This is a genomic window from Pseudomonas edaphica, assembly GCF_965277385.1.
Classification (GTDB): domain Bacteria; phylum Pseudomonadota; class Gammaproteobacteria; order Pseudomonadales; family Pseudomonadaceae; genus Aquipseudomonas; species Aquipseudomonas edaphica.
Map to the genome: position 1 here is coordinate 715,165 of NZ_OZ255725.1, position 26,971 is coordinate 742,135.

Annotated in this window: 24 protein-coding genes; 13 read left to right on the forward strand and 11 right to left on the reverse strand. The window is 60.3% G+C overall.

Annotation, left to right across the window (positions count from 1 at the left end; all coding sequences use genetic code 11):
• Positions 1-59: 59 nt before the first annotated feature.
• The 4 genes from ACQY47_RS02935 (at position 60) to ACQY47_RS02950 (ending at position 2,842) form a co-directional block, all read left to right on the forward strand.
• Complete coding sequence (locus ACQY47_RS02935) at positions 60-551, forward strand: GNAT family N-acetyltransferase (protein WP_428555458.1); 492 nt, start codon at positions 60-62, stop codon at positions 549-551.
• Positions 552-726: 175 nt separating this feature from the next.
• Positions 727-1,272 carry a hypothetical protein gene (locus tag ACQY47_RS02940; RefSeq protein ID WP_428555461.1) on the forward strand — a complete coding sequence of 182 codons (546 nt, stop codon included), beginning with the start codon at positions 727-729 and terminating at the stop codon, positions 1,270-1,272.
• A gap of 193 nt (positions 1,273-1,465) precedes the next feature.
• Positions 1,466-1,885, forward strand: a complete 420-nt coding sequence (locus tag ACQY47_RS02945) for a GNAT family N-acetyltransferase (protein ID WP_170038534.1) — start codon at positions 1,466-1,468, stop codon at positions 1,883-1,885.
• 63 nt (positions 1,886-1,948) lie between these two features.
• On the forward strand, positions 1,949-2,842 hold the full coding sequence (locus tag ACQY47_RS02950) for an AraC family ligand binding domain-containing protein (protein ID WP_428555466.1): 894 nt from the start codon (positions 1,949-1,951) through the stop codon (positions 2,840-2,842).
• Here ACQY47_RS02950 and ACQY47_RS02955 read toward each other — a convergent pair.
• Together ACQY47_RS02955 and ACQY47_RS02960 are read right to left on the reverse strand one after the other, a co-directional pair.
• Positions 2,784-3,371, reverse strand: a complete 588-nt coding sequence (locus ACQY47_RS02955; RefSeq protein WP_017139683.1) for a LysE family translocator — start codon at positions 3,369-3,371, stop codon at positions 2,784-2,786. The genes ACQY47_RS02950 and ACQY47_RS02955 overlap by 59 nt on opposite strands.
• Before the next feature lie 321 nt (positions 3,372-3,692).
• The gene (locus tag ACQY47_RS02960) at positions 3,693-4,127 is read right to left on the reverse strand and encodes a winged helix-turn-helix transcriptional regulator (RefSeq protein ID WP_428555470.1); all 435 of its coding nucleotides are present in this window, start codon (positions 4,125-4,127) and stop codon (positions 3,693-3,695) included.
• A 107-nt stretch (positions 4,128-4,234) separates the two neighbouring features.
• Here ACQY47_RS02960 and ACQY47_RS02965 point away from each other — a divergent pair, with 107 nt between their 5' ends.
• Positions 4,235-4,933, forward strand: coding sequence for an SDR family oxidoreductase (locus ACQY47_RS02965; RefSeq protein WP_017139685.1), 699 nt, complete (start codon positions 4,235-4,237; stop codon positions 4,931-4,933).
• 157 nt (positions 4,934-5,090) lie between these two features.
• On the opposite strand, the gene ACQY47_RS02970 is transcribed toward ACQY47_RS02965, so the two are convergent.
• The 3 genes from ACQY47_RS02970 to ACQY47_RS02980 all read right to left on the reverse strand — a co-directional run bounded on the left by ACQY47_RS02970 (position 5,091) and on the right by ACQY47_RS02980 (position 8,346).
• Positions 5,091-6,536 (reverse strand): mechanosensitive ion channel domain-containing protein, encoded by a 1,446-nt coding sequence (locus tag ACQY47_RS02970; RefSeq protein ID WP_138453491.1) that lies wholly within the window; start codon positions 6,534-6,536, stop codon positions 5,091-5,093.
• Positions 6,537-6,767: 231 nt separating this feature from the next.
• A complete protein-coding gene (ycaC, locus tag ACQY47_RS02975; RefSeq protein WP_138453962.1) occupies positions 6,768-7,394 on the reverse strand; it encodes an isochorismate family cysteine hydrolase YcaC in 627 nt (208 codons plus the stop codon).
• 85 nt (positions 7,395-7,479) lie between these two features.
• A complete protein-coding gene (locus tag ACQY47_RS02980) occupies positions 7,480-8,346 on the reverse strand; it encodes a pirin family protein (protein WP_017139688.1) in 867 nt (288 codons plus the stop codon).
• 109 nt (positions 8,347-8,455) lie between these two features.
• Between ACQY47_RS02980 and ACQY47_RS02985 the strand changes: the two genes are divergently transcribed.
• Complete coding sequence (locus ACQY47_RS02985) at positions 8,456-9,361, forward strand: LysR family transcriptional regulator (RefSeq protein ID WP_428555477.1); 906 nt, start codon at positions 8,456-8,458, stop codon at positions 9,359-9,361.
• 104 nt (positions 9,362-9,465) lie between these two features.
• Here ACQY47_RS02985 and ACQY47_RS02990 read toward each other — a convergent pair whose 3' ends face one another.
• Complete coding sequence (locus ACQY47_RS02990) at positions 9,466-10,668, reverse strand: multidrug effflux MFS transporter (protein WP_428555480.1); 1,203 nt, start codon at positions 10,666-10,668, stop codon at positions 9,466-9,468.
• Between the two features lie 101 nt (positions 10,669-10,769).
• On the opposite strand from ACQY47_RS02990, the gene ACQY47_RS02995 reads away from it, so the two are divergent.
• The 6 genes from ACQY47_RS02995 (at position 10,770) to ACQY47_RS03020 (ending at position 21,006) form a co-directional block, all read left to right on the forward strand.
• Positions 10,770-11,876, forward strand: a complete 1,107-nt coding sequence (locus ACQY47_RS02995) for an efflux RND transporter periplasmic adaptor subunit (RefSeq protein ID WP_428555483.1) — start codon at positions 10,770-10,772, stop codon at positions 11,874-11,876.
• 2 nt (positions 11,877-11,878) lie between these two features.
• Positions 11,879-14,962, forward strand: a complete 3,084-nt coding sequence (locus ACQY47_RS03000; protein WP_428555486.1) for an efflux RND transporter permease subunit — start codon at positions 11,879-11,881, stop codon at positions 14,960-14,962.
• A gap of 146 nt (positions 14,963-15,108) precedes the next feature.
• Complete coding sequence (locus tag ACQY47_RS03005) at positions 15,109-19,902, forward strand: RHS repeat-associated core domain-containing protein (protein WP_428557335.1); 4,794 nt, start codon at positions 15,109-15,111, stop codon at positions 19,900-19,902.
• A gap of 2 nt (positions 19,903-19,904) precedes the next feature.
• Entirely contained in the window at positions 19,905-20,285 is a 381-nt protein-coding gene (locus ACQY47_RS03010; protein ID WP_017137776.1) for a hypothetical protein, read from the forward strand.
• 26 nt (positions 20,286-20,311) lie between these two features.
• Complete coding sequence (locus ACQY47_RS03015; RefSeq protein ID WP_017137775.1) at positions 20,312-20,596, forward strand: hypothetical protein; 285 nt, start codon at positions 20,312-20,314, stop codon at positions 20,594-20,596.
• Positions 20,590-21,006, forward strand: coding sequence for a hypothetical protein (locus tag ACQY47_RS03020; protein ID WP_236448234.1), 417 nt, complete (start codon positions 20,590-20,592; stop codon positions 21,004-21,006). The genes ACQY47_RS03015 and ACQY47_RS03020 overlap by 7 nt, the downstream gene beginning before the upstream one ends.
• Positions 21,007-21,213: 207 nt before the next feature.
• On the opposite strand, the gene ACQY47_RS03025 is transcribed toward ACQY47_RS03020, so the two are convergent.
• The 5 genes from ACQY47_RS03025 to ACQY47_RS03045 form a co-directional block, all read right to left on the reverse strand.
• Positions 21,214-22,443 (reverse strand): M20/M25/M40 family metallo-hydrolase, encoded by a 1,230-nt coding sequence (locus ACQY47_RS03025; RefSeq protein WP_236463155.1) that lies wholly within the window; start codon positions 22,441-22,443, stop codon positions 21,214-21,216.
• 47 nt (positions 22,444-22,490) lie between these two features.
• Positions 22,491-23,549, reverse strand: a complete 1,059-nt coding sequence (locus ACQY47_RS03030; RefSeq protein ID WP_099547776.1) for a diguanylate cyclase — start codon at positions 23,547-23,549, stop codon at positions 22,491-22,493.
• 80 nt (positions 23,550-23,629) lie between these two features.
• Positions 23,630-24,262 (reverse strand): LysE family translocator, encoded by a 633-nt coding sequence (locus ACQY47_RS03035; protein WP_017137772.1) that lies wholly within the window; start codon positions 24,260-24,262, stop codon positions 23,630-23,632.
• Positions 24,263-24,328: 66 nt separating this feature from the next.
• Positions 24,329-25,198: a sugar phosphate isomerase/epimerase family protein gene (locus ACQY47_RS03040; protein WP_428555493.1), complete on the reverse strand. Its 870-nt coding sequence runs from the start codon at positions 25,196-25,198 to the stop codon at positions 24,329-24,331.
• 27 nt (positions 25,199-25,225) lie between these two features.
• Complete coding sequence (locus tag ACQY47_RS03045) at positions 25,226-25,390, reverse strand: rubredoxin (protein ID WP_016968943.1); 165 nt, start codon at positions 25,388-25,390, stop codon at positions 25,226-25,228.
• 158 nt (positions 25,391-25,548) lie between these two features.
• Here ACQY47_RS03045 and ACQY47_RS03050 point away from each other — a divergent pair, with 158 nt between their 5' ends.
• Positions 25,549-26,958, forward strand: a complete 1,410-nt coding sequence (locus ACQY47_RS03050; RefSeq protein ID WP_099547774.1) for a PLP-dependent aminotransferase family protein — start codon at positions 25,549-25,551, stop codon at positions 26,956-26,958.
• Positions 26,959-26,971 lie beyond the last annotated feature (13 nt).

Sequence of the window (26,971 nt, forward strand, 5' to 3'; positions counted from 1 at the left end):
TCAGGCACTGGATGTTTCTTTATGATGTGGCCTTTCGCTTAATGCCTCAGGAACCTCCCATGCCCGCCCTCACCTTCCGCAACGCCCTGCCCGCCGACGCCGCGCGTTGCTTTGAAATCGAAACCAGCGCCTACGAAGGCGACGAAGCCGCGACGCTGGAGAAGATCGCCACGCGTATTGCGCAGTACCCCGAGGGCTTTTTGATTTTGGAGGCGAATGGCGCGGTGGTGGGGTTTATCAATTGTGGCTGCGCCCATCAGGTGGTGATGTCGGATGAGGCGTTCAAGGAGTTGGTGGGCCATGCCGCCGAGGCGCCGAATGTGGTGATCATGTCGGTGGTGGTCGACCCGGCGCAGCAGGGTAAGGGCTATTCCAAACTGCTGATGACTGAGTTTGTGCAGCGCATGCGCGCGATGGGCAAGCAAACGATTCATTTGATGTGCAAGGAGCAGCATGTACCGTTGTATACGCGCATGGGTTACGGCTATGTGCAGCCGTCGCCGTCGGAGCATGGCGGGATGGCGTGGCATGAGATGGTGATGGGCCTTTAGGCCGTTAACTTTCTGGTCGCGTTTATGTAACGGGATTTAGGCCCGTCAGCCATCGTTGAACGGGCAACCGTGTTTCAACAGGTAAGAAGCGCGCCTCTATTGCCTTTTCTGACAGCCAAATTGAAACGTCATACGCGGTTTTGAGCCACGGCCTATAGACCGCACCCATCGTTACATGAGCGCAGTCACCAGCAGTTTTGAGCAGTTACATCTGCAAAAAATCACCTTATTGAATGCCTTGGCAGGGCTCTGTAGTTTTCGAAAGGAATCGCCGGATCAGGTTCTGGCGATACTTTTTCTTAAAGATCGCCGAGGTACGTCCATGTTTCCAATCACCCGTACGCCCTACACTCCCCCTTCGCACATCCAACACATACATGAGGCAGCTCACCGTGCGCCCCTGGATCGCGAGCCCCAGGCCTCGCATACAAGCATGTCCCCAAGGGGCAAGACGGAAAACCAGGCAGATTTCCCGCTGGTCAATTCGAATACCAAACTCTGGGCCAGCCTCGAACACCGAATTGATAACGACACCCCCTTACGCAACAAGATGGATGACACCGCCGGTGACGATGCCGAAGTGTTCGATCCAGAGACGCAAACATGGCAGCCTACCCAAGCACTCGGCGGGGGGCTGCACGCCAATCTTGGCGACGCTTACCGCGAAGCCATCGATTTCGAAATCAAGGCCGACAACATGGGCGGCTGGCAGCGAGTGTGAGTCGCTGACGGTGTTAGGCTCCGTGGAGGGTGTTCTAAGCGCTAGACGAACCCGGCCCACACCTTCGGCCGCTCGCAGGAGCTGTCTCTGCTGATGGAAGGCGCGCAGGTGGTAGCGCAGAACAAAGGCTTTGATCAGGTGGGTGAACGGCTGATGCACATGGTGCGCCAGCGGCTTTGAGGAGCAGGAACACATGAGCATGATTGAAATCAGCGACCAACCCAACCCCGACGCCGAGCGCCTGCTGGGCGATGGCCTCGCCGCCTTCAATGAGGCCTTCACCGGCTCCAATGATCGGCGGCCACTGATGGTGTTGCTCAAAGACCCGGACACCCAGCAGATCCTGGGCGGCATCACGGGTAAAACCACCCTGGGCATGGCCTTCCTCGACCTGTTCCACTTGCCCGACGCCCTGCGCGGTTCGGGCCTGGGCAGCCAGTTGCTGCAGGCCTTCGAAGACGAGGCGCGGCGCCGGGGCTGCCAGCATGCGGTGCTGTACACCTTGAGTTTTCAGGCACCGGGGTTTTACGAGAAACAGGGGTGGGTGCGGTTGGGTGAAATACCCTGCCAGCCCGAAGGCAGCAGCCGGGTGTTTTTGTCCAAGCAGCTTTGAAGCTGACGCCCCCGGCGGTCTGTGCAATGATCGCAACTCGCCTCAAGGGATGGAGCCACCGCCATGTCGCTGAACACCCCGCCTCACCTCGCGCACGCGCCACGCTTCTGGCGTGACGAACGCTTGCCGTTCATTGAGGCACGCACCATCGCCGACGGGCGCAAGGTCACTTACACCCGTCACGCCCACGAGCATTTTTCCATCGGCGCCATCACCAGCGGGCGCAGTTATTACCACTATGGCGCGCAGACCTTCGAGATCAGCGCCGGCACGGTGGTGTTGATGAACCCCGGTGATGTGCACGCGTGCAACCCGATCCACGACCAGCATTGGTCGTATCACATGATTTACCTCGACACACCGTGGCTGACGGACCTGCAATACCAGCTGGGTTTCAGTACCGAGCAGGGTTATCGGCCGTTCAATACGCCGCATACCCGCGACACGGTGTTGTATCACGGCCTGATCGAGCTGTACGGCATTCTGCTGGATGAGCAGGCCGAGCTGCTGCAAAAAGAGAGTGCGCTGGTGAGTTATTTCACCGAAGTGCAGCAGCGCCTGAACCCGTCGCTGACGCCGCTGCGTGAGGTCAACCACAAGCTGGAGCGCGCCGCGGAGTACATCCGCGCGCACTGCACCGAGGCGTTGAAGCTGGAAGATATTTGCCTGGCGGCCGAGCTGTCGCCGTCGTATTTGATTCGTGCGTTCAAGCAGTATTACGGGCTCACGCCCCATGCGTTTCTGGTCAACCGGCGCATTCAGTTTGCCCGCACGCAATTGCGCAATGGCGAGCTGATCGCCGATGTAGCCCTGGCCGCCGGGTTTGCCGACCAGGCGCATTTTCAGCGCACCTTCAAACTGCATTTCGCCGCCACGCCGGGCCAGTACCGCGACTTGCTCAAGCCATCAGCAAATAACCCACACTGGCCACCAGCAACGCGGCCATTGAGCGGTTGAACAGGCGCACGCCTTGGGGGTTGCTCAGGTAGCGCCGCAAAAACGTGCCGGCGTAGGCCCAGCACGCCACCGACAGGTAGCAGATCACCAGGTACAGCGCCGCAAACAGCCACACTTGGCGCGCATCGCCATCGGCCACGAACAAGCCCATGCCCGCCACACAGGCCAGCCAGGCTTTGGGGTTGAGCCATTGCATGATCGCGCCGTAGAGCATCGATGGCGCGGTGGCAGTGCCTTCGGCGTCGAGTCGGCCATCGTCGACCGCGAGTTTCCAGGCCATGTACAGCAAAAAGGCGACCCCGCCCCACTGGATCAACTGGGTGAGGATCGGCCAGCGCACCAGCACTTCATGCAGGCCCAGGCCGATCAGCACCAGCAGCAAGGTAAAACCGACGGCGGCGCCGACTACGTGTTTCTGGCTGGCGGCAAAGCCAAAGCGCGCGCCGGAGCTGAGCGCCACCACATTGACCGGGCCGGGGGTGATGGACGTGGCCAATGCGAAGGCGGCCATGGAGATGATCAAGCTCATTGCAGTTCCTTTTGGTGATGCCGAGTGACGATGGCTTCACGGTAAAGGGCTGAACGGCGGTGGTATTGAAGAAAATGCCCCTGAGGTCTTGGAGGCTTTGCCTGAGAGCGTTTCAGGTCGCCATGTTCCCTTTGTGGCGAGCAGGCTTGCCCTGCGTTGGGTGGCGAAGCCGCCCCAATCCAGGCGGCGCGGTGAGTCAGGCAGAAAGAGCTGGGGCTGCTTCGCAGCCCAACGCAGGGCAAGCCTGCTCGCCACAACAAGCCTGTTTTCCATAACAAGCCTGTTTGCCACAACAGCCTGCTCGCCACAATGGCCCAGTCGTTATGCCGCCGGCATCTGGGTGATGATGTCTTCCAGGCCCAGCACCCGGCCATCCTCGGACACGATCTCGACCTTGCGCAGCGGCTTGAGCAAACGTGCATCCAGCAAGTGGGTGCTGCCATCGGCCGGCTGCGTGAAGGTTTCGCCCCATTGCGCCAGGGTCACCAGTACCGGCATCAGCGCGCGGCCTTTGTCGGTGAGTTGATATTCGCTGCGCGCGCCCACTTCACTGGTTTGCAACAGGCCTTGTTCGACCATGCCCTTGAGGCGCGTGGCGAGGATGTTTTTCGCTACGCCCAGGTGTTTTTGAAAGTCGCCGAAGCGCGTCACCCCGGCGTAGGCGTCGCGGATGATCAGCAGCGTCCACCAATCCCCCACCACGTCGAGTGCGCGGGCGACCGGGCAACAGTCGCCTTCCAGGCATTTGCGTTTCATCGTCGGGCCTCCGGGTATGCACAAATATTAGGTTGCATTATAGGACCAACAGGCTCAAGATAAAAACGGTTTCATTATTAAACCTAATTCGTCGCCTGGAGTGCATCATGGATATTCGTGGAAAAGTGGTGTTGGTTACCGGTGCCAATCGTGGCCTGGGCAAAGCGTTTGTCACCGCGCTGCTGGCAGCCGGTGCGGCCAAGGTGTATGCCGGTGCGCGCGACCCGGCCAGTGTGGATATCCCCGGCAGCACGCCGATTGCCCTGGACATTACCGACCCGGCCAGCGTGCAGCGCGCCGCCGAGCAGTGCGGCGATGTGAGTGTGTTGATCAACAACGCGGGCTGGCTCAAGTACGGCTCGTTGCTGGCCGAAGACAGTATTGAAAACCTGCAGCAGCACTTTGAGGTGAACACCTTTGGTACCTTGCGCCTGAGCCGCGCGTTTGCGCCGATCCTGGCCAAACAAGGTGGCGGTGCGTTGATCAATATCCTCTCGGTACTGAGCTGGCTGAGCCCTCCCGGCTCCGGCGGCTACAGCACCTCCAAGTCGGCGCAGTGGGGTCTTACCAATGGCCTGCGTGGTGAATTGCGCGAGCAGAACACCTTGGTGATCGGCGTACACCCGGCCTATATCGACACTGACATGGTGGCGGATGTGCAGGCGCCAAAAAGCACCCCGCAGGAAGTGGTGGCCATTACCCTCAAGGCATTAAGTGAGGACCGCGAAGAAGCGCTGATCACCGACATGACCCACGCGGTAAAAGCTTCGCTGTCCACCGACAGCCCGGTGTATTTGAGTCATTGAGCAAGCGCACACTGCTCAACTGGGGTAACTCGGTCTGAATGTGGGAGCTGGCTTGCCTGCGATGGCATCACCTCGGTCTATCAGCCATACCGAGGTGATGCCATCGCAGGCAAGCCAGCTCCCACAGGTTTTGCTTTTGATTTGAGGCGTTACGGCCTCACAACCCGCGGTTACGCAGCCATTGCAAAAAGCCTTTCTTGACCGGCACCACCGGCGCGTCCTGGGTCAGGGCCTGCGCGGCGTGCACACGGAAATCCAGCAGTGCCTTCATCGCTTCGCTGATGTCGTGGCGCGCGTCCAGGCAGGGTTTGAGGTATTCATTCTCGATGCGGTACAGCGTGCAGAAGGTCTTGGCGGTGAAGTCCGCCAGCGCCGCTTGATCGGACAAAATCCCCGACTCGCCAATCACCTCGCCCGGCCCCATGCGCCCGGCTTCGAACGTGTGGCCATCCTTGATCAACATCACCGAGACCACGCCGGACTCGACGATAAACAAATGGTCGCTGACCTCCCCCGCCGGCAGGATCATCTCGCCGGCACGATAGGTGTGCAGGGTCATGTTCTGGCTGAAGGTGTCTTTTTCCTCTTGGCGCAACGTGGAGAAAATCGACGAACGCTCCAGCAATGCCCGTGCGTGGGACATCACCGGCGGCGCGCTGCTTTCAGTGGCCGACAGCAGGCCCACGCCCGCTGCTTGCAGGTGGCGGAACGCCAGGTCGTAAAGCTGGTTACGCACTTCGCGCTTTTGGCCCATGGCCGGCACGAACCCGCTGATCTCGTATTCCACGCCGCCACTGGCCGAAGTCTTGAACGCCACGCTGGGCGCGGGTTTGGCCAACAATGGCCGGCAGCCTTGCATCGCGCGCTCCAGCGCTTCGATCACGGTTTGCGGGCGCGCATGCGGGCTGACTTGCAGGCTGACCGCCAGGCCGAACATGTCCGCCGGGCGTGAGAAGTTGATGATCTTGGCCTTGGCCGCCAGGGAGTTGGGGATCACCGCCATGCTGCCCTGGGAGGTTTGCAGGCGCGTGGCGCGCCAGTCGATGTCGGTGACGCGCCCCTCGGTGCCGTCGATGGAGATCCAGTCATCCACCTGATACGGCTTGGTGGTGTTGAGCACGATCCCGGAAAACACGTCGCTCAAGGTGCTTTGCAACGCCAGGCCGACGATGATCGCCACCGCGCCGGAGGTGGCGAGCACGCCCTTGACCGGCAAGTCGAGCACATAGGCCATGGCGGCGATGATCGCGATCAGGAAGATTACTGCGCCCAGCAGGTCTTGCAACAAGCGCCCGCCGTGCCCGACGCGATTCATCATGACCGTGCCGAGCAATACCGTGAGGGTGCGCGCTGCGAACAGCCACCAGCCGATCTGCAACGCCGTGGCCGCCAGGTGCAAGGCGGTGTTGTCGCCATAGGGCGCAAGCTGCATGGGGTTCATGCCGTCGTTGAACAGCACGGCGCTGAACACCGCAAAGATCGCCAGGCGCGCCGCCAGTTTCCAGTTGGCGAGGTTGGCGGAAATAAGCCGCCACACGGCGATGTCGATAAAGATCAGCGCCACAGCGCACAGCATCGGGTGATCAGCGATAAATGAGGGCATCCAGGCGACTCCAGGGTGTGTGGCGAGAAGATCGCATGAATCGGCAATACTGAATAACAAAATATGGGAACAGGCTTAATGTGGAAGCAGGCTTTGTGTGGGAGCTGGCTTGCCTGCGATGCGGACACCTCGGTATGACTGATAAACCGAGGTGATGCCATCGCAGGCAAGCCAGCTCCCACACTAACCCGCTCCACACAGGGGGTATGTGGCAACCCTTGGGTCTTGCGCTTACTTGGCGCCAGTCAGCGCGTTATAGCTGGTAAACAGGTTGCGATAGTCCGGGATATGGTTGGCAAACAAGGTACCCAGGCCTTCGATATCGTTGCGCCAGTCGCGGTGCAGCTCACAGGCCAGGCCGAACCAGGTCATCAGTTGCGCGCCGTTGGCCGACATGCGGTCCCAGGCCGAATCGCGGGTGATTTCGTTGAAGGTGCCGGACGCGTCCGTCACCACGAACACCTCAAACCCTTCAGCCAGAGCCGACAACGCAGGGAACGCCACGCAAACCTCGGTTACCACACCGGCGATGATCAGTTGTTTCTTGCCGGTGGCCTTGATCGCCTTGACGAAATCTTCGTTGTCCCAGGCATTGATCTGGCCAGGGCGCGCAATGTACGGCGCGTCCGGGAACAGTGCCTTCAGCTCCGGTACCAGTGGGCCGTTGGGGCCGGTTTCGAAGCTGGTGGTGAGGATGGTCGGCAGCTTGAAGTACTTGGCCAGGTCGGCCAGGGCCAGCACGTTGTTCTTGAACTTGTCCGGTTCGATATCTCGCACCAGAGACAGCAGGCCAGCCTGATGATCAACCAGCAGAACGGCGGCGTTGTCCTTGTCCAGACGCTTGTAGGGAGTAGTCATGAGTGCTTCCTCTTTTCCATGGGCGACAGCCATCCTTGGCCGGTAAACCGGCCTGGCTATCTGGGTTGGGTGTTGCGGGGGTGAATCAGTGATGCATCTGGCCGAATTGGCCTGATTGGAAGTCAGCAAAAGCCTGGTGGATCTCTTGCTCGGTGTTCATCACGAACGGGCCGTGGCCGACGATAGGCTCATCGATAGGTTCGCCGCTGAGCAGCAGGAACATCGCATCGTTGTTCGACTCCAGGGCGAGTTGGTCGCCGTCGCGTTCGAACAACGCCAGTTGCCCTTCGCGCACCAGTTCCTGGCCATTGACCTGCACCGTGCCTTTGAGCACTACCAGCGCGGTGTTGCGCCCGGCGTGCAGGTCGAGGGTCACTGACTTACCAGCGTTGAGGCGCACATCCCACACGTCGATCGGCGTGAAGGTGCGGGCCGGGCCTTGTTTACCGGCAAACTCACCGGCAATCAGGCGCAGGCTGCCGGCGTTGTCGGCCAGGGGTAACGACGGGATATCGCCGTCGAGGATGGTCTGGTAGCCGGCATCGGTCATTTTGTCCTTGGCCGGCAGGTTGACCCACAACTGCACCATTTCCAGCGCGCCGCCCTTTTGGGCAAACGCTGCGGAGTGGAACTCCTCATGCAGGATGCCTTTGGCCGCCGTCATCCATTGCACATCGCCTGGGCCGATGGTGCCGCCAGCGCCGGTGGAATCGCGGTGCTCGACTTCGCCCTTGTAGACGATGGTCACGGTTTCAAAGCCGCGATGCGGGTGCTGGCCTACGCCACGACGTGCTTGGGTCGGGGTGAAATCGGCCGGCCCGGCGTGGTCCAGCAACAGGAACGGGCTGATGTGCTTGCCCATGGTGTCGTAGGAAAACAGCGTGCGAACCGGAAAGCCGTCGCCTACCCAATGGCTGCGTGGGCTGGTGTAGATACCGATGATATTTTTCATGGCGTTTCTCCAAAGGCGTGAAAGCAGTGCATGTACGCAGCTTAAATCCGCTACCTTTACCGCGCTAGACGGCAAAAATAACCCTTAGCGTTCTATTTGGAGAACGATAGTGGAAGACCTCAACACCCTCTATTACTTCACCCAAGTGGTCGAGCACCGTGGTTTTGCCGCCGCGGGCCGCGCGCTGGACATGCCTAAATCGAAGCTCAGCCGGCGTATCAGCGAGCTAGAAGAGCGCCTGGGTGTGCGCCTGATCAACCGCACCAGCCGGCATTGTTCGCTCACCGAAATTGGCCAGGTCTATTACCAGCGCTGCCTGGCCATGCGGGTGGAGGCCGAAGCCGCCGCCGAAGTGATCGAGCGCAACCGTTCCGAGCCCCAGGGCATTGTGCGTTTGAGCTGCCCCACCGCCCTGCTCAACTCCTGGGTCGGGCCGATGCTGACCCGCTACATGCTCAAGTACCCGCTGGTGGAGTTGCACCTGGAGAGCACCAACCGGCGTGTGGATGTGATTCACGAAGGCTTTGACATCGCCCTGCGCATTCGCTTTCCGCCCTTGGAAGACACCGATCTGGTGATGAAGGTGCTTGGCAACAGCACGCAGTGCCTGGTGGGCAGCCCGGCGTTTGTGTCGCGCCTGTCCAACCCGCCGTTGCCGGGGGATTTAAATGGGTTGCCGAGCGTGTATTGGGGCTCGGCGCAGCGCGAATACCAGTGGGAGTTGTTTGGCGAGAACGGTGCCAGCGCGGTGATTCGACACTTCCCACGGATGATCACCGATGACCTGTTGGCGTTGCGCCACGCGGTGTGTGCCGGGGTGGGTATTGCGCACCTGCCGAGTGTGGTGGTGCGCGAGGACATTGCCGCCGGGCGCCTGGTCAACTTGATCCCGGGTTGGTCGCCAAGGACCGGGATCGTGCACGCGATTTTCCCTTCGCGCCGTGGACTGTTGCCGTCGGTGCGCACCCTGATTGATTTTCTCGGCGAGGAATTCGCGCACAGCGACATGGCCTGATTCAACTGTGGGAGCTGGCTTGCCTGCGATGCAGACACCTCGGTCTTTCAGTAGAAACGCGGTGATGCTATCGCAGGCAAGCCAGCTCCCACAGAAAAGCAAGACTACGCCGCTGCCAGCAGCGCTTGGCGCTGGCGCAGCAGGTGGAACGCCACAAACGCCGAAACCGCAAAGCTCGCCTGGATCATGATCATCGGCGTGGCACTGCCATCACGTAGATGGCTCAGCAACAGCCCACTGCACGTTGCGCCAAACATCTGCGAAAAGCCCATCAACCCTGCGGCCAAACCCGCACGATGGGCGTTGGGCATCACCCCGCCCGTCACCGAGCCCGGCAACACCAGGCCGCCGCCGAGGGTGACCAATGCCACCGGAATATCCAGGCCCAGCGCCGACAGGCCGAACAGCTCGTAAATCACCACCGCTAGAATCCCGCCGATGGCCACCAGCGTCACGCCCATCGACACAATGCGTTGCGGCCCCAGGCGCAGGACATTGCGCCGGGTGTAGGTAGAGCCCACGATCAGCATCGACACGATCAGGCCAAAATTAAGCCCGTACTCCAGGCTGCTGAACCCCAGCAGGTTGATAAACACCGCCGATGAACCCGCGATCACCGCGAACATCGCGCCGTAGGTACAGGCCAACGCCACCGCGTACGCCCGATACTGGCGGCCCTTGTGCAGATCCAGGTATTGCCCGCCGAGGGTGCGCCAATGCCCGGCCTTGGGGTCCAGAAAGTGATTGCTCTCGCGAAAGAACAACAGCGCCAACGCCAGCACCACACTGCCAATCACCAGCGCCAGCAGGATCGGCGCCTGCCAGCCCAGCAGCTTGATCAGCAACCCGCCAATCATCGGCGCCACAACGATGGCGTAGAGCATGCCGATCATGGTCAACGCCAGCGCCGGCCCCGCTTCAGCCTTCCACACATCGCGCACCACCGTGCGCGCCAGCACTAGCGCGGCGCAGGCGCCCAGGCCTTGCAGCACGCGGGCGGCAATGAACTGTTGAATGTCGCTGACCAGCAGCATCGACAGGGTTGCCAGCACATACAGCGCCAGGCCGCCAAGTAGCACGGGGCGACGGCCAATGCGGTCCGACAGCGGCCCGAACAGCAATTGCCCAAGGCCAAATGCAGCCACAAATGCCGACAACGCCAGCAACGCCGAACCCGCTGGCGCCGCCAGTGCCTGCTCGATAGCGCCCAGGCCGGGGATGAGCAATTGGGTCGAGACTTCACCGAGCGCAGTGAGCGCCACCAGTAAAAACAACAGGCTTCGCGACGGGGCCGGGGCGTTCGACATAAGGAATATCCGGGGGCTGGATTAATTTATATTTCGACCATAATATGAGCAAAAAATTATGTCCATAATTTTTTATCCATTGGCCACCCCTGGAGCCCGTCATGCACCCTCTTCCCCTGCGTCTTCTCACGCCCCTGGCCCTGTTGATTGTCCTCAGCGGCTGCAACAGCAAGGCCGACACCGCCGCCGAAGTGCCCCTGCCGCGTCCCGTTCTGGCCGCCAAGGTAGAAGCCGCCGGCACCCAGCAAAGCGCCTACACCGGCGTGGTCGCGGCGCGCACCGAAAGCGATTTGGGCTTCCGGGTCAGCGGCAAAGTCATCGAACGCAAGGTCGACCCCGGCCAGCACGTCGCCCGTGGTGAAACCTTGCTGGTGCTGGACATCGGCGACTTCGAACTGGCCCTGCGCTCGGCCAAAAACCGCGTCAACGCCGCCCAGGCCCAATTGCGCCAACGCCGTGATGACGAAAACCGTTACCAGCGCCTGGCCAGCACCGGCGCCGTGTCGCGGCAGATCTTCGACCAGTCGGCGACCAACCTGCGCGTGGCCGAAGCCGAACTGGCCGCGGCGCAATCGGATGCCAGCCAGATCGAAAACCGCCGCACCTACTCGGTGCTCAAGGCCGACGGCGACGGCATCATCACCGATGTTCGCGTGGATCGCGGCCAAGTGGTCGCCGAAGGCCAGATCGTGGCGCGCCTGGCCCACGACGGCGCCCGCGAAGCCATCGTCAACCTGCCGGAAAACCAGCGCGACCAAGCCGCGCAAAAAGCCCTGGCCTTCCCGTTCGGCGCACAGGACCAGGCCGTGACGGCCACCCTGCGCGAGCTGTCGGCGAGCGCCGACCCCACCACTCGCACCTACCGCGCACGCTACGTGCTGCATGGCGCCGTCGACCGTTTCGCCCTCGGCTCCACCATCACCGTGCGCCTGCAAGGCAATGGCCAGGCCCAGCAAACCCGCGTGCCCATCGGCGCGTTGCAGGATGCGGGGCAAGGCACCGGCGTGTGGGTGATTGGCGCGGACGACAAGGTCAGCTTCGCCCCCGTCAACGTCGCCAGCCTCGGCCAGGAAGACGCGCTGCTCGACAGCGGCGTAACGCCCGGCCAAATCGTCGTCGCCCTCGGCGCGCACTTGCTGCACAGCGGCGACACGGTGCGCCTGCTGCCGGCCCAGGCACTGGCCCTCAACCGTAAACAGGACCACTGAGCATGCGCGGCATCAACCTCTCCGAACTGGCGGTAAAGCACCGCGCCGTCACGCTGTTTCTGATCATTGCGATCCTCGCCGCCGGGATCTTCTCGTTCGGCAAGCTGGGGCGCGCTGAAGACCCGTCGTTTACCGTCAAGGTCATGACCATCACCGCCGCCTGGCCCGGCGCCACCGCCCAGGAGATGCAGGAGCAAGTCGCCGACCGCCTGGAAAAACGCCTGCAGGAACTGGACTACTACGACCGCGTCGAGACCATCGCCCAGCCGGGTTTTGTGTCGATGCGCATGACCTACAAGGAATCCACGCGCCCCAGTGAGATCCAGGACCTGTTCTACCAGACCCGCAAAAAGCTCAGCGACGAAGCGGCGAAACTGCCCAAAGGCGTGATCGGGCCGTTCTTCAATGACGAATATTCCGATGTGTATTTCGCCCTGTATGCGCTGGAAGCCGAGCACCTGCCCCATCGCCAGCAAGTGCAGATGGCCGAAGACTTGCGCCAGGGCTTGCTCAACCTGCCGGGCGTGAAGAAGGTCAATATCCTCGGCGAGCAGGCGCAGCGGATATTTGTCGAGTTCTCTTATGAGCGCCTGGCCACGCTGGGCATCAAGCCGGACCAGATCTTCGCCGCCCTCGCCGCACAGAACGCCGTGGCGCCGTCGGGCTTTGTCGAAACCGCTGGCGCGCGTGCCTATATTCGCATCGACGGCGCCTTCGACAGCCTGGCGCTGATCGAAAACGTACCGCTGGAAGTCAACGGCCGCGTACTGCGCATTGCCGATGTGGCCAGCGTGAGCCGTGGTTATGAAGACCCGCCCAGCTATCGCATCCGCCATCAGGGCGACCCGGCGCTGATGCTTGGCGTGATCATGGAGAAGCACTGGAACGGCCTGGAACTGGACAAAAGCCTCAAGGCCCAGGAAGCCAGAATCCAGGCGGACCTGCCGCTGGGCGTGAACTTCGCCAAGGTCTCCGACCAGGCGAAAAACATCAGCCTGGCGGTGAATGAGTTCATGCTCAAATTCTTCGTCGCCCTGGCCGTAGTGATGGTAATCAGCCTGTTGGCCCTGGGCTTTCGCGTCGGGCTGGTGGTGGCCGCCGCGGTGCCGCTGACCTTGTCGGTGGTGTTTGTGATCATGCTGCTCACCGGGCGTGAATTTGACCGCATTACCTTGGGCGCGCTGATTATTTCCCTGGGTTTGCTGGTGGACGATGCGATCATCGCCATCGAGATGATGGTGGTAAAACTCGAAGAAGGGTTTGACCGGATTCACGCCGCCACGTTTGCCTGGAGTTCCACTGCGGCGCCGATGCTCACCGGCACCTTGGTGACCATCATCGGCTTTCTGCCGGTGGGTTTTGCCCGCTCCGGCGCCGGCGAATATGCCGGCAATATCTTCTGGATCGTCGGCTTTGCGCTGATCTCGTCCTGGCTGGTGGCCGTGGTGTTCACGCCGTACCTGGGCGTGAAGTTGCTGCCGCAGATCAAACCGGTGCCGGGCGGGCATGACGCGATTTACGCCGGCCGTTATTACCAGAAACTGCGCAGCCTGGTCGAAGCCTGTGTGCGCCAATGCTGGCTGGTCACTGGCCTGGTGGTCGGTGCCTTTGTACTGTGCGTGCTGGGCATGGGCGTGGTGAAGAAGCAGTTTTTCCCCAACTCCGACCGTTCCGAGCTGATCCTTGAGGTGTACATGCCGCCCGGCAGCGCCTTCAAAAGCACCGAAGCGGTGGCGGCGCAGCTGGAAAAAGCCTTGCTGCAAGAACCGCAAACCAGCCTGGTCGACACCTATGTGGGCGGCGGTGCACCACGCTTTTTCCTGTCGCTGAACCCCGAACTGCCCGACCCGGCGTTTGCCAAGCTGATTGTGCAAACCCCCGACTCGCATGCCCGCGATGCGCTGAAACTGCGCATGCGTGAACGCATTTCCGCCGGTGAATTCCCGGCAGCGCGGGTGCGCGTCACGCAATTGCTGTTCGGCCCGCCGGTGCCGTTCCCGGTGGTGTTTCGTGTGTCCGGGCCGAACCTGGATGTGCTGCGCGGGGTGTCCGAAGACGTGCGCCGCGTCGTGGCGGCCAACACGTTGACCAAGGACGCTTTCCTCGACTGGGGCGAACGCACCAGCGGTTATCGGCTGGTGCTGGACCAGGACCGCCTGCGCCTGCTGGGCTTCACGCCCAACGAGGTCAAATCCCAGCTCAACGCCTTGCTCAGCGGCAACCCGATCACCGAAGTGCGCGAAGGCAACCGCACCGTGTCGGTGGTCGCGCGTGCCCAGGGCAACCAGCGCGAGAACCTCGGCAACCTCAACAACATGACCCTCACCAACAGCGCCGGCACCTCGGTGCCGCTGGCCCAGGTCGGGCACTTCCAGGCGGTGATGGAAGAGCCGATCCTCAAGCGGCGCAACCGTGCAAGCACCGTGGAAGTGCGCGCCGACATCATCGACGGCGTGCAACCGCCCGACGTGGAAATGGCCGTATACAAAGACCTGCAACCCTTGATCGCCAAGCTGCCCGCCGGTTACCAGATCGAGATCGGCGGCCCGGTGGAAGAAAGCGCCAAGGCCAACGTGGCGCTGGCGGCACTGTTCCCGATCATGATTTTGCTGACCCTCACGGTGATCATGTTCCAGGTGCGCTCGTTTGGCGTGATGTTCATGGTCTTCGCCACGGCGCCGCTGGGCTTGATTGGCGCAGTGCCGACCTTGCTGCTGTTCAACCAGCCGTTCGGGTTTAATGCGATTCTGGGCCTGATCGGGATTGGCGGCATTCTGATGCGCAACACGCTGATCTTTACCGACCAGATCCGCCAGAACCAGGACCACGGCATGGCGGTGCGCGAGGCGATTATCGAAGCCACCGTGCGCCGAGCGCGGCCGGTGATCCTGACCGCATTGGCGGCGGCGCTGGCGTTTATTCCGTTGACGCTGTCGGTGTTCTGGTCGTCCCTGGCCTACGTGCTGATTGGCGGGGTGCTGGTAGGCACCGTGTTGACGCTGTTGTTCCTGCCGGCGCTGTGCAGCCTGGTGCTTGGGCGGGAGCGCACGAAGGCCGTTGAAACTTCCCACGTAAACGCCGGATAAGCTCTACAGAGTTGTCCTGAAAATCTCTGCAAAGTCCTTCGACTGATCACACAGTGCGAGGGATTGCAGATGGTTTTTCCGACTTACAAGGTTGTCTTTTGATCGCCGCCACCGGCCAGACTATTGGCCTGTTGGTGCTGGCGGCCATGGATTCGAAGACGCGCGACGTCGAGTCCGTGCTTGGCGATTTCCGGCGTTGCTTGAGTTCATACGACAGCTGGGCGCAGAGCTTCTTGAGCTTTTCGGCGCTGGACGTCGAGCAGGTGTTCAAGGTCGGCAACGAAGTGGCGCTGGTGGCGCCGATCAACCGTTCGATCATTCCCAGCACCACCGTCGCCACCTGCCAGGCCAACGGTACGTTGACCCTGGTGCATATGTTCCAGAGCACACGCTTTGTGCCCATCGGCAATACGCCGGTGGTGCTGCAACGCGTAGACCCCAATGGCGGCCCACTGGGCGAGCCGATCCGCAAAACTATTGGCCCCAGCGGCATTCTCGAAATCACCGAATGTGATCGCAACCAGCAGTACCGGGTCAACTTTTACCCCGACGTTTCGCCTGCGCATTTCAAGGCGTTGTATGCCTCCTATCAGTCGGTCATCGAACCGCTGGAAGGCTGGCTGCGCAGCGAGTGGAGCGGCACATTTGCGCCACTGTGGCAGGACTACTCCGAGGCCAATGTCCTCAAGCGTTATCTCATGCTGGACCAGGCTTACGCCAAAGGGTTTGGCGAGGCGCTGTACTCACTGTGGGACAGCCTCAAGCAGCTGTTTGAGTGGTTTGCACACCCGCTGGACAATGCTGAAAAGCTGCTGAGCTATCTGTCCCAGGCCGAGTTTGAACAGCTGCTGAATGTCAGCACCGAGGCGCTTGAAAAAGGCCTGTTGGTGCTCAGCGATGAGCCGCTGCTGTTTATCTACCTGTCGGCCATGGTCAGTTGGATGCGGTTGTTGCCGCCTGCCTACATGAACGAGTTGCTGGGTGAGATCAGCGCCGACGTGCTGATTAACCTGGTGCTGGCCCTGGCCACGGGCGGCATGGGGATTGCGATACGCATGAGCGCCCAGGTGCTGGGCGGCATCAAGTCTCAGCGCGCGCGCCGGTGGTTGGAGCAACTGGCCGGGCAATTCGGTAAATCTCGCTTGGGTGAGCATGTCGAGGCGGCCAAGCCGATCTTGCTGGGCAGTGCCGCGACGCCGATCAAGACCGTGCCGGTTGCGCCGTTGAAGGCTGGGGATCAGTTGGTTGCCAACCCGGTGCCGGCGGTGCGCGGCAAGACGCAGCAGACCGCGCTGGTGCGCCAGGAACCTGTGGATGATGTGCCGGCTTCGGGCAAGAACCTGAACGGCGATGCGGCGGCCCCGGCGGACAAAACCGTCACCCACGGTTGCCCGGTGTCGATGGTTACCGGCGAGGAATTGCTGACGCTCACCGATGGCTCGTTGGACGGGATTTTGCCGTTTGAGTGGACGCGGTTGTATCGCACCAGTGCGGTGGAAGTGGATTGCGGGTTGGGGTTTGGCTGGAGTCATTCGCTGGCGCATAGGCTTTGTGTTTCCGGTGATTCGGTGGTGTGGACGGATCATGAGAACCGTCGTACTGAGTTTGTGCTGCCTACCGCTAATCGACCGGCGATTACCAATAGCTTGGCTGAAGCGGCGATCTATTTGGGTGAATTGCCCGATGAGTTGGTGCTGGCTCAGGCGTCGCGGTTCTACCACTTTCAAGAGGGTGTGCTGACCGCCATCAGCGATGCGTATGACAACCGGTTGCGGGTTTTCCGCGATCGTTTGGGGCGGGTTGAACGGCTGGATAACGGTGTAGGTCGCTCGCTGTTTTTGCGTTATGAATTGGGCCGCATTGTGGCGGTGGACTATCAGGTTCATCGGGCCAAAGGGCATGAGCCGTTTGAATGGGTCACCGAACAGAGCATTGTTTCCTACGCCTATGACGACCTTGGCCGACTGGTTTCTGCGACCAATGCTGTAGGCGAAAGCGAGGTTTATCGCTACGACGAGCAGCACGTCATTCTTGAGCGCGGGCTGGCCGGTGGGGCGAGTTTCTTTTGGGCATGGGAACGGGCTGGCAAGGCGGCGCGGTGTGTTCGGCATTGGGCCAGCTTTTCGCAGATGGATACGCGGTATGCCTGGGGCGATGACGGCCGTGTCACGGTGCATAACGCTGATGGCAGCCGGGAAGTGTATGTCCACGATGACCGCGCACGTCTGGTGCAGCGCATTGATCCGGACGGCGCTGAACACTTCAAATCCTATGACGACGAGGGCCGGCTGACGGTCGAGCAGGATCCGCTTGGAGCGGTGACGGCGTATCAGTACGACGAAGCCGGACGCTTGGTAGCGATGTTTCCGGGGGATGACGAGCCGACGTCCTACGAGCATGACAACGGGTTCGTACGGGTCGTAAGGCGTGGTCTCGCCGTCTGGAAATACGAGCGCAATGATCAGGGCGACGTCACGCGTAAGACGGATCCTGACGGCAATATTACGGACTACAGCTACAACAAATATGGGCAGCTGACGGGGGTTTGGTTTCCCGATAACAGTTGCCATCGGCTGGTCTGGAATGAGCGCGGGCAGTTGCTTGAGGAGCTGCTGCCTAATGGGGGTAGCAAGCGTTATCGCTATGACGATCTAGGGCGACAGATTGCCCGCGAGGATGAGCACGGTGCGCTGACCCAGTACCAGTGGGACAGCGTGGATAGGTTGATTCGTGTCGTATTGCCAGGCGGCGCAACGCGCGAATACAGCTACAACGCCTACGGAAAAATCACCGCCGAACACGACGAACTCGGCCACGTCACCCGCTACGAATACGCCGACGGCCTGCACCTGATCAGCCGCCGAATCAACGCCGATGGCAGCCATGTCAACTACCGCTACGACAACGCGCGCCTGCTGCTGACCTCGATCGAAAACGAGGCAGGCGAAACCTACCAACTCGCTTACCACCCCAATGGCCTGATCCAGCAGGAAATCGGCTTTGACGGCCAGCGCACGGCTTACGTGTATGACCTCAACGGCAACCTGGCGGAAAAAACCGAACACGGCGACGACGGCAGTCAGCTCGTTACCCGTTACAAGCGAGACCACGCCGGCCGCCTCATAAGAAAAACCCTGCCAGACGGCAATGTTGTCGACTATGCCTACGACCGCCAAGGCAACCTCCTCAGCGTCGACGACGGCCACTGGGCGCTGGCCTACGAGTACGATCCACAAAACCGCCTCACCGCCGAACACCAGGGCTGGGGCACCTTGCGTTACGGCTATGATGCCTGCGGCCAACTTAAAAACCTGCGCCTCCCGGACAATAACCGGCTGGTGTTCAACCACGACAAAGGCGGCCACCTTTCCACCGTCGAACTGAACGGCAAAACCCTCACCTCCCATCTGTTCAAGACCGGCCGCGAACACCAACGCCAGCAGGGCCAGCTCCTCAGCCACTACCACTACGACGACCAAAACCGCCTGCACACCCACGCGGTCAGCCAACAGCAACACACCCTTTACCAACGCCAATACGACTACGACAAAAGCGGCAACCTCGCCCGCCTGCTCGACACCCGCAAAGGCGAACACCACTACCACTACGACCCCCTCGCCCGCCTGACCCGCGCCGATCACTCGCAAGACGTGCAGGAACGCTTCGGCCACGACCCGGCTGGCAACCTCCTCATGCAAGACCGCCCAGGCCCGGACATCGTGGCGGGGAATCGGTTGATGATCCAGGGCGATCATCACTACGACTACGACGCCTTCGGCAATCTGATCCGACAGCGACGTGGCAAGGGCCATCAGCTCGTTACGGAATACCGTTACGACTGCCAGCATCGGTTGATAGGGATCACACAGCCCAACGGGCAAACCGCTAGCTATCGCTATGACCCGTTTGGGCGGCGGGTCAGCAAGACGGTGGACGGGAAAACCACGGAGTTTTTCTGGCAAGGCGACAAGCTGGTAGCTGAACACCACGCGGACTGCCATCGCAGCTACCTCTACGAGCCAGACAGTTTTAGGCCGCTGGCACTGCTGGAAGGTTTTGGCCCTCAAGACACCAAACCCTTCCACTACCAACTCGACCACCTGGGCACGCCGCAGGAACTCACAAATCCCGAAGGCGAAATCGTCTGGTCTGCGCACTACCGCGCCTACGGCGTAATAGCCCGCCTAGACGTCAGAAAAATCGACAACCCGTTGCGCTTCCAGGGCCAATATTTCGATGCGGAAAGCGGGCTGCACTACAACCGCCATCGCTACTACAATCCAGATATTGGTCGCTACCTGACGCCGGACCCGGTGAAGTTGGCGGGTGGGATTAATGCGTACCGGTACGTGCCGAACCCTACGGGGTGGGTAGATCCGTTAGGCTTGAATACCTGTCCCGGAACGGATGGATGCAAGCCAAACAATTCTGCTCAAAATCCGATAGCTGGGGTTGAGCACGGCGAACCCGCTTTACCGCAACTGGCACGCGCACAGCGACAAGCACGCATTAATGAGCTTGGAGAGGCCAACGCTCACCGGCGCTTATCAGAGCTGGAAAGGTCAATCCCAGGGGCGCACTTCTTGGAAAAACACGGTGCTCAAACGTTACTCGAATCTCAACTTGAGCGAGTGATTACAGCTAGAAACCCTACCACTGGGGAAATTGAAACGTTTACCAGAGGAAGGAACGCAGGACAACCTAGACCTCCAAGCGCAGCTACACATTTTCTGAGCCATAGAGATCAATTAAACGCAATCGATCGTGCAATACTAATTTTCAAACTCAACGGCAGAGCAGACATACAGGCTCCAATGGACATGGGAAAGATTATAGGCGAGGGTTATAAAAGAGATAGTCTAGAATACGGAAAACAGAGGAAAGCCATAGTGTATTTCAATAGTGATGGAAAACCGATCACTGCATTCACGGAGTTCTAAGAATGAAACGACAACCAAAGCTCACAATACTACGCGGCCTGTTATTCACTTACTGCATAGAAAACACCACAGATGTAGAAAGAGAAGGAATCATAGTATCGAAAGACGTTAACAATCCTAAAGAGCTCGCGGAGCTTTTCGATGCATTGACCAAAGCAGAATATTTCTCCTACAGAGAAGATGAGCAACAATGGTATATAGATACACTTGAACATTTTTTATCTACAGATGAAGATTTCGAATCTGTTTTTTACTTATTTGACACCTACTTCGAAGATGAAATACTTGACAAAAGAGCTTTTATGACCGTGCTGCTCGAACGCCTTAAAAGCTACATGAGCGAAGCGCTCTCAGCTAAACCGATACAAGACGGCACCCACTAAACCCAACCCAAAGGCAAAACCAACCTATGCAACTAAGTACTAAATTCAAAAGCCACAAAATGCAACTTGCAGCGCTGAATGAAGTCACCACAAGAACAGCCCGCAAACTGGAGCCTTTCACTGGAGAGGATTACTACGGAAACCCCATCGTCCGCATAGAACTGCAAGGCTGTGGAGAAGGCTACATTCCTAACCCAGAGGATCTGACCAACCCAGTATATGATGATGACATGAATACCATCGTTGCAAAATTCGACCGTGAAACCAAAAAACTCTACACCGTATTCCCCGTGAGTGACGACCAATGCTAAAACACCCTTTTCTAAATAAGCCCTACCAGCCAAAATTTCGACACTTCCTTTCCCCCTTCGACATCTATGATCGTGAAGAAACACTGGGCGAAATATTTTCAACCTACAACATCAATCATAAACGCGACAGAGAAAAACTAATCAAAAAGTACATTATAGACAAAAGTACAGACTTAAATTATCGGCATCGAAAACTCCTGGTCGACACTTTAGGCGATGCTCTTGAAGACGAAACTTATGATTTTTCGCAAGCTTTGAGCCAGGCTCCTGGTTTTTACTGTTCTCTACCTTGGGGATGGAGCGATATGGAGGATCCAAGAGGTTTCTTCGAGGACATCTACAGGATGACGAATGAGTGGTGGAAAGACGACCTCCAAAAAGCCAGCCTTGAAGACCCATCAACATGGTGAAAACACCACCTACACCACTGAAACACCCCACCACTGTGGCGAGCAGGCTTGCCCTGCGTTGGGCTGCGCAGCAGCCCCAATAGGGAAAAAGCGAGATACTAGCGTTAACCAGTGTCGTCTGTTTTGGGGCTGCTGCGCAGCCCAACGCAGGGCAAGCCTGCTCGCCACATGAGTACGCTCAGCCGTTCAATGAGCCCTGCGAACCTCTCACCGCTTCGACAGCTCCATAATCATCCGACTCAACAAATAAACCCGTGGCGCCACGCTCTCCACCTCGGCATATTCCTCCGGCGTATGAATATTCCCGCCGACAATCCCAAACCCATCCAACGTCGGCGTCCCGACCCCGGCCGACAAGCTCGCATCCGCCGCCCCGCCGCTGCCTTCAATGGTCAATGTACGACCCAGTTCGCCGTAGATTCCCTGGGCAATCGCGACCAATTTGTCTGACTCCGGCGTCTGTGGCATCGGCGGCAGGCCGCGCAGCAGGCTGGTTTTCACTTCGGTGTCCGGGATCAATTTGTTGGCTGACACCCGCGCCAGGTCTTTTTCGATCCGATCAAACTCTTCCGGCAGTGCCGCGCGCACGTCGGCTTTGGCGGTGGCTTGGTCGGGGATGACGTTGGTGCGGTCGCCGGCCTTGATCACGGTGAAGTTGATGGTGGTTTTCTTCTCTTCGTCGCCGAGTTTGCCCAGTTGCAGAATCTGGTGCGCGGCTTCCATGGCGGCGTTGCGGCCCAGTTCGGGGGCGACGCCGGCGTGGGCGGCTTTGCCTTTGACTTCGACCACGGCGGTGGCGCTGCCTTTGCGCCATACCACCAGGCCGTCGGCTGGGCGACCGGGTTCCAGGTTCAAGGTTACGTCGTGGGCCTTGGCGGTTTTGCGGATCAGTTCGGAGGCGGCTTCTGAGCCGGTTTCTTCGCTGGCATCGAGCAGGAAGGTGATTTGTGCGTAGTCCTTGAAGCCCTGGTTTTTCAGGACTTTGAGCGCGTAGATGCCGGCGACGATGCCACCCTTGTCATCCATCACGCCGGGGCCGTAGGCGCGACCATCCTTGATATGAAACGGTCGCTCGGCGGCCGAGCCTTCCTTGAACACGGTGTCCATGTGCGCCATCAGCAAGATCTTGGCTTTACCGGTGCCCTTGAGAGTGGCGATCACATGGCTGTTGTTAGCCGCTTTGTCGGGCACCAGCTCAATGCTGAAACCGAGCTGCTTGAGCTCATCCACGGCAATGTCGCGCACTTGGGTCAGGCCCGGCTCGTAGCCGGAGCCGGAATCGATGTTCACCAGGCGTTCGAGCAGTTTCAGGGCCTCGGCCTTGTACTGTTCGGCATCCGCCTGGATTTGCTTGTGGGGTTCGGCGCTATAGGCCGGCACGGCGAAGGTCAGGGCCAGGGTGGCGGCCAGCAGGGTACGGGAGAAGGTGAAGAGCATGGACCGATCCTTGTTGTTGTGGGGAGGTGCTGCGCTACCCTACCCCACTAAACCGAGCGTAACCAACTGCCTTGCACGGAACTGACGCGGTTGCGCCCGCTGCTCTTGGCCTCATACAGCGCTTGGTCGGCATCGTTGAGCCAACTGGTGGAGTCGGCGTGCGCCGGCTGGTACGGCGCCAGGCCAATGCTCAAGCTGGCGCGCAGGGTCGGGTCTTGCGCATAGGCCAGCGCGCTGAAGCGATCACGCAAAGCGTCCATCACTTCGGTGGCGCGATTGAGCGGCATGCCTGGCAAAATCACACAGAACTCGTCGCCGCCATAGCGCCCGGCCAGGTCGGACGCCCGCAGGTTCTGGCGCAACACCTTGCTGAGTTGGCGCAGCACGATGTCGCCGGTGACATGCCCATAGGTGTCGTTGATGGTCTTGAAATGGTCGATGTCGATCAGCGCAATGGCCGCGCCCACCTGTTCACGGCGGCAACGTTGAAACTCGATTTCCAGATGGTCCTTCCAGGCGCCGTGATTGAGCAGGCCGGACAGGCTGTCGGTGCGGCTCAAGGCCAGCAACTCGCGCTTGTGGCGGGCCAGGGTCACGGCCTGGCGGTAGCAGATCCAGCCCAGCGCCAGGGGATACAGCATCAGGATCGGCAGGCACGCATACAGCTGCGCCTCGCTGGTCACCGCGACAAACGCCGGCGCGAACACCAGCAGGGCGGCGCCGATGCCCAGCCCCTGCGCCACCCAGCCGGCGAGCATAAAGCGCGGCCCGCCGATGGCGACGTTGTTCATGGTCATCATCGACAGCGTGGTCACGCTGGGCAGCGGGTTGAAGTGCATGGCACCGACCCAGAAGCCGCCGCAGAACGAATCGAAGAGTAAATTACGCCGTTCGCTGCGCAGTGAGTTGCTCGCCCGGCGCGACAACTGGTAGGCCACGTGCGGCCACACAAACGCGTTAATCAGCATCCAGGCCCACACCCACAGCGACGGGTGCAAGGGGTACATGCCAAATACCACGCAGACAAAACCGAGCGTCAGCCCCAAGAGCCGCGATTTGAACAGGCGCGAAGCGAGCGGAAGTCCATTTCCTCCGGCGGCTGACATGGTGGGGTGTAATCCTGGATGAGTGCCTGGAGTCTAACAGGGCAACGTCAAAGCGCCACTACTGCTTACCTGCTAATACTTCAGTGCGAAAACCCGCGCGCCAGCATCAACGCAACACCCAATAGCAGCACCGCCGTGATCCGCTGCAACAGCACCCGGCGCTTGGGGTTTTCCAGCACGTGCTTGATGCGCTGGCCGAAATAGCAGTACAGGCAGCCGCTGGCAAACTGCAGGGTCAGAAACGTCAACCCGAGGATGGCGATATCCGCCGCCGAGCTGTGCTCGCCTGCGCCTGCAAACTGCGGGAACACGGCGCTGAACATGATGATGGTCTTGGGGTTGGAAAACCCGGTGAGCAACCCCTTGCCGAACAGGCTGCGCGAGCCTTCCACGGCGCCGCCCTGGTTGATCGACACGCCGCTGCTGGTCCACTGCTTGTAGGCCAGGTACAGAATATAGGCCACACCGACGAACTGGATGGTCTGGGTAATGGCGAGGTTGCCCTTGATCAGTTCCGAAAAGCCCACGGCAAAGATCAGGATGGAAATCAGGTAAGACACACTGGCGCCGATCTGCGCCGGGATCGAACTGCGCAAGCCGTCCTTCAAGCCCAGGCTTAGCAGCAACAGGGTCATGGGGCCGGGACTGAAGGTCATGGTGGCGCAAAACAGCAGGAAGTAGAGAAACGAAGACAGCGTTAACGCACTTGTCATGGGCCAGAACCTTGGAGTGAAAAAAACAACAACGGGGCGCGCTTAAAGCTCGCGCCCCTGGGCCTGTCAGGCGACGGCAATTTCAGTGGTGAGGGATTCACGGTACATCAGCGCCAGGTCGGCCAGGGCAGCCTTCGCGGTCTGGTTGCGGGTTTCGAACGCCACCAGGCCCTTCCAATTGGTTTCAACGATGGCCTGCACCACGTCGGCGTAATCACAGTTGCCGTCATGAATGCCGAAGTGCTGATCCTGCACGCCATTGTTGTTGCTGAAAGAAATGCCCTTGATCAAGTGGTGATACTTGCGCACCACGTCGGCCGGCAGGCCGTTCTCGATGTTGGCGTGGCCCGCATCCAGGAAGAAGTACACGTTGCCATGGGCCTTCAAGCGCTCGAACACAAACGCGTATTCGGCCTCATGGGTAAAGATGTAGTGGAACGGCCGGTAGTTGACGTAGTTGGACAGGTTCTCCAGGTAGATATCCGTGCCCTTGGCCTCGGCGTAGCTCGCCAGTTCCTGTACCGACTTGAGGTAGTGCTCCAGCGCAACCTTCTTGGCCATCAGCACCATTTTCGGCTCGACGATGCTGCCGCCGTGGATGATCAACGGCGCGCCCAGGCGGCTGGCGATATCAATCTCTTTTTTCACGTAGTCCACCGCCGCTGCACGGAACGCCTCGACGTCACTGCCCAGCGGCGCCTTGAAGTTGCCGTGGAAGATCGGCGTGACACCACTGGCCGCGATTTGCGCCTGCAGGCTCTCAATGCGTGCATCGGTCCAGTCGTCGACCATCTCGCCGAACAGGCTGCCGTCGATGTACCAATGGGTGCAATCACCCTCGATAGCGGTTTGCAGGCCTTTTTCGGCGCTGAGGTATTTCTGGTGCGCCACGCCGGTACAGAACGGCACGGTGGGGTTGATCAGTTTGCTTTCCATGGAGCGATTCCTTTCGTTGATGGAGGGTTAGAGTTCAATGGCCATAAAGTCGGCCTTGGTCACGCCGCAGTCAGGGCATGTCCAGTCTTCCGGCACTTCTTCCCAAGGGGTGCCGGCCGGGATTCCGTCCTCCGGAATACCCAATTCTTCTACGTACATAAAACCGCAGGGGGCGCACATATAAGTCTTCATGAGAATGCGAAATCCATTGCTCGCGTGTAAGAAACTTCGCCAGTTTCCGGCGAGATGGCGCGCAGTCTAGGGCAGCGTCATTGCACAAGGCAGGTAAAGTGGTGCCTAATCCGGCCTAACTTCACCGGTAAAAGCACCGGCAAAGACAAGGAAGGTTTATGTTTGTATCCGCCATCGCTTTTGTGGAAGGCACGCCCAAGGTGCAGCAGATCGTCGACGCCTTCAGCCAGGCCATCGAGGCCGGTGAATGGGCACCCGGCAGCAAGTTGCCGTCGGTGCGTGAGCTGACCCAGACCCTGGGCGTCAGCAAGTTCACCCTCAACGAAGCACTGGACCGCCTGCGCGGGCGCCACCTGCTGACCTCAAGCCAGGGCCGCGGCTATTTTGTGGCGATGGAAACCGCACGCCCGGCCGCCGCGACCTGGGTCGACCTGCTGCCCCAAGACCTGCTCAGCGTGCTGCGCCGCCCGCTGGTCACCGCCAGCGGCGAGCTGCGCCCCGGTGGCGGGCACTTGCCGGAGGACTGGTTGAACGGCGAGGCCATCCGCCAAACGATGCGCAGCGTGGTGCGTGCGCCGTCACTGCGCATCGCCGGCCTGGGCACGCCGGCCGGGTTGCTGCCCTTGCGCCAGGCCCTGCAACAGAAGCTGCACGGCGAAGGCTTGTCGGTACCGGTGGAACAGATCATCACCACGCCCAACACCGTGCAGGGCCTGGACATGCTCATGCGCCTGCTGGCGCGCCCCGGCGACACGGTGCTGCTGGACGCGCCGTGCTACTTCAACTTCCACGCCAACCTGGCCCTGCACGGGGTCAAAGTGGTGACCATCGAGCGGCGCCCCGACGGTTTTGATTTTGCCGCGCTCGAACAACTACTGGCCGAGCATCGCCCCAGCCTGTACCTGACCACCAGCGTGCTGCATAACCCCACCGGCCATTCCTTCAGCCCCGGCCAGGCGTTTCGCCTGCTGCAACTGACCCAGCAGTACCATTGCCATATCGTCGAGGACGACCTCTACGGCGACCTGCACCCCAACCCGCCGCCGCGCCTGGCCGCCCTCGCCGGGCTGGATCAGGTCACCTACCTGTCCGGGTTCTCCAAGATCCTCAGCGCCAACACCCGCGTCAGCTACGTGGTGGCCGCGCCGCAATTGGCCGCCAACCTCACCAACATGAAGCTGATGAGCGGCGGCGTGACCTCGGAGCTGTTCGAGCAGATCGTCTACCGCATGCTCAGCGAAGGCAGCTACGCCAAGCACCGCAAGCGTATGGTCCAGCGTTTGATGGAGTCCGGCGGGCGCGTCGAACAATGGCTCAAGCGCTGTGGCTGCGAGCTGCCGATGGCGTATGAAGGCGGGATGTTTATCTGGGCGCGCCTGCCCAAGGGCGTAAACGGTGAACTGCTGGCACAGGAGGCGTTGAAACGCAGCCTGGTGCTGGCGCCGGGCGCGCTGTTCGGCTACGACCCGGCGCACCTCAATTCGATGCGCTTCAATGTCGCCCACACTGATGAGCCGCGCGCCCAGCGGGTGTTCGAGGCGCTGTTGCTCAAGGCCGTGCGCCACTGATTTTTGCTTCGCC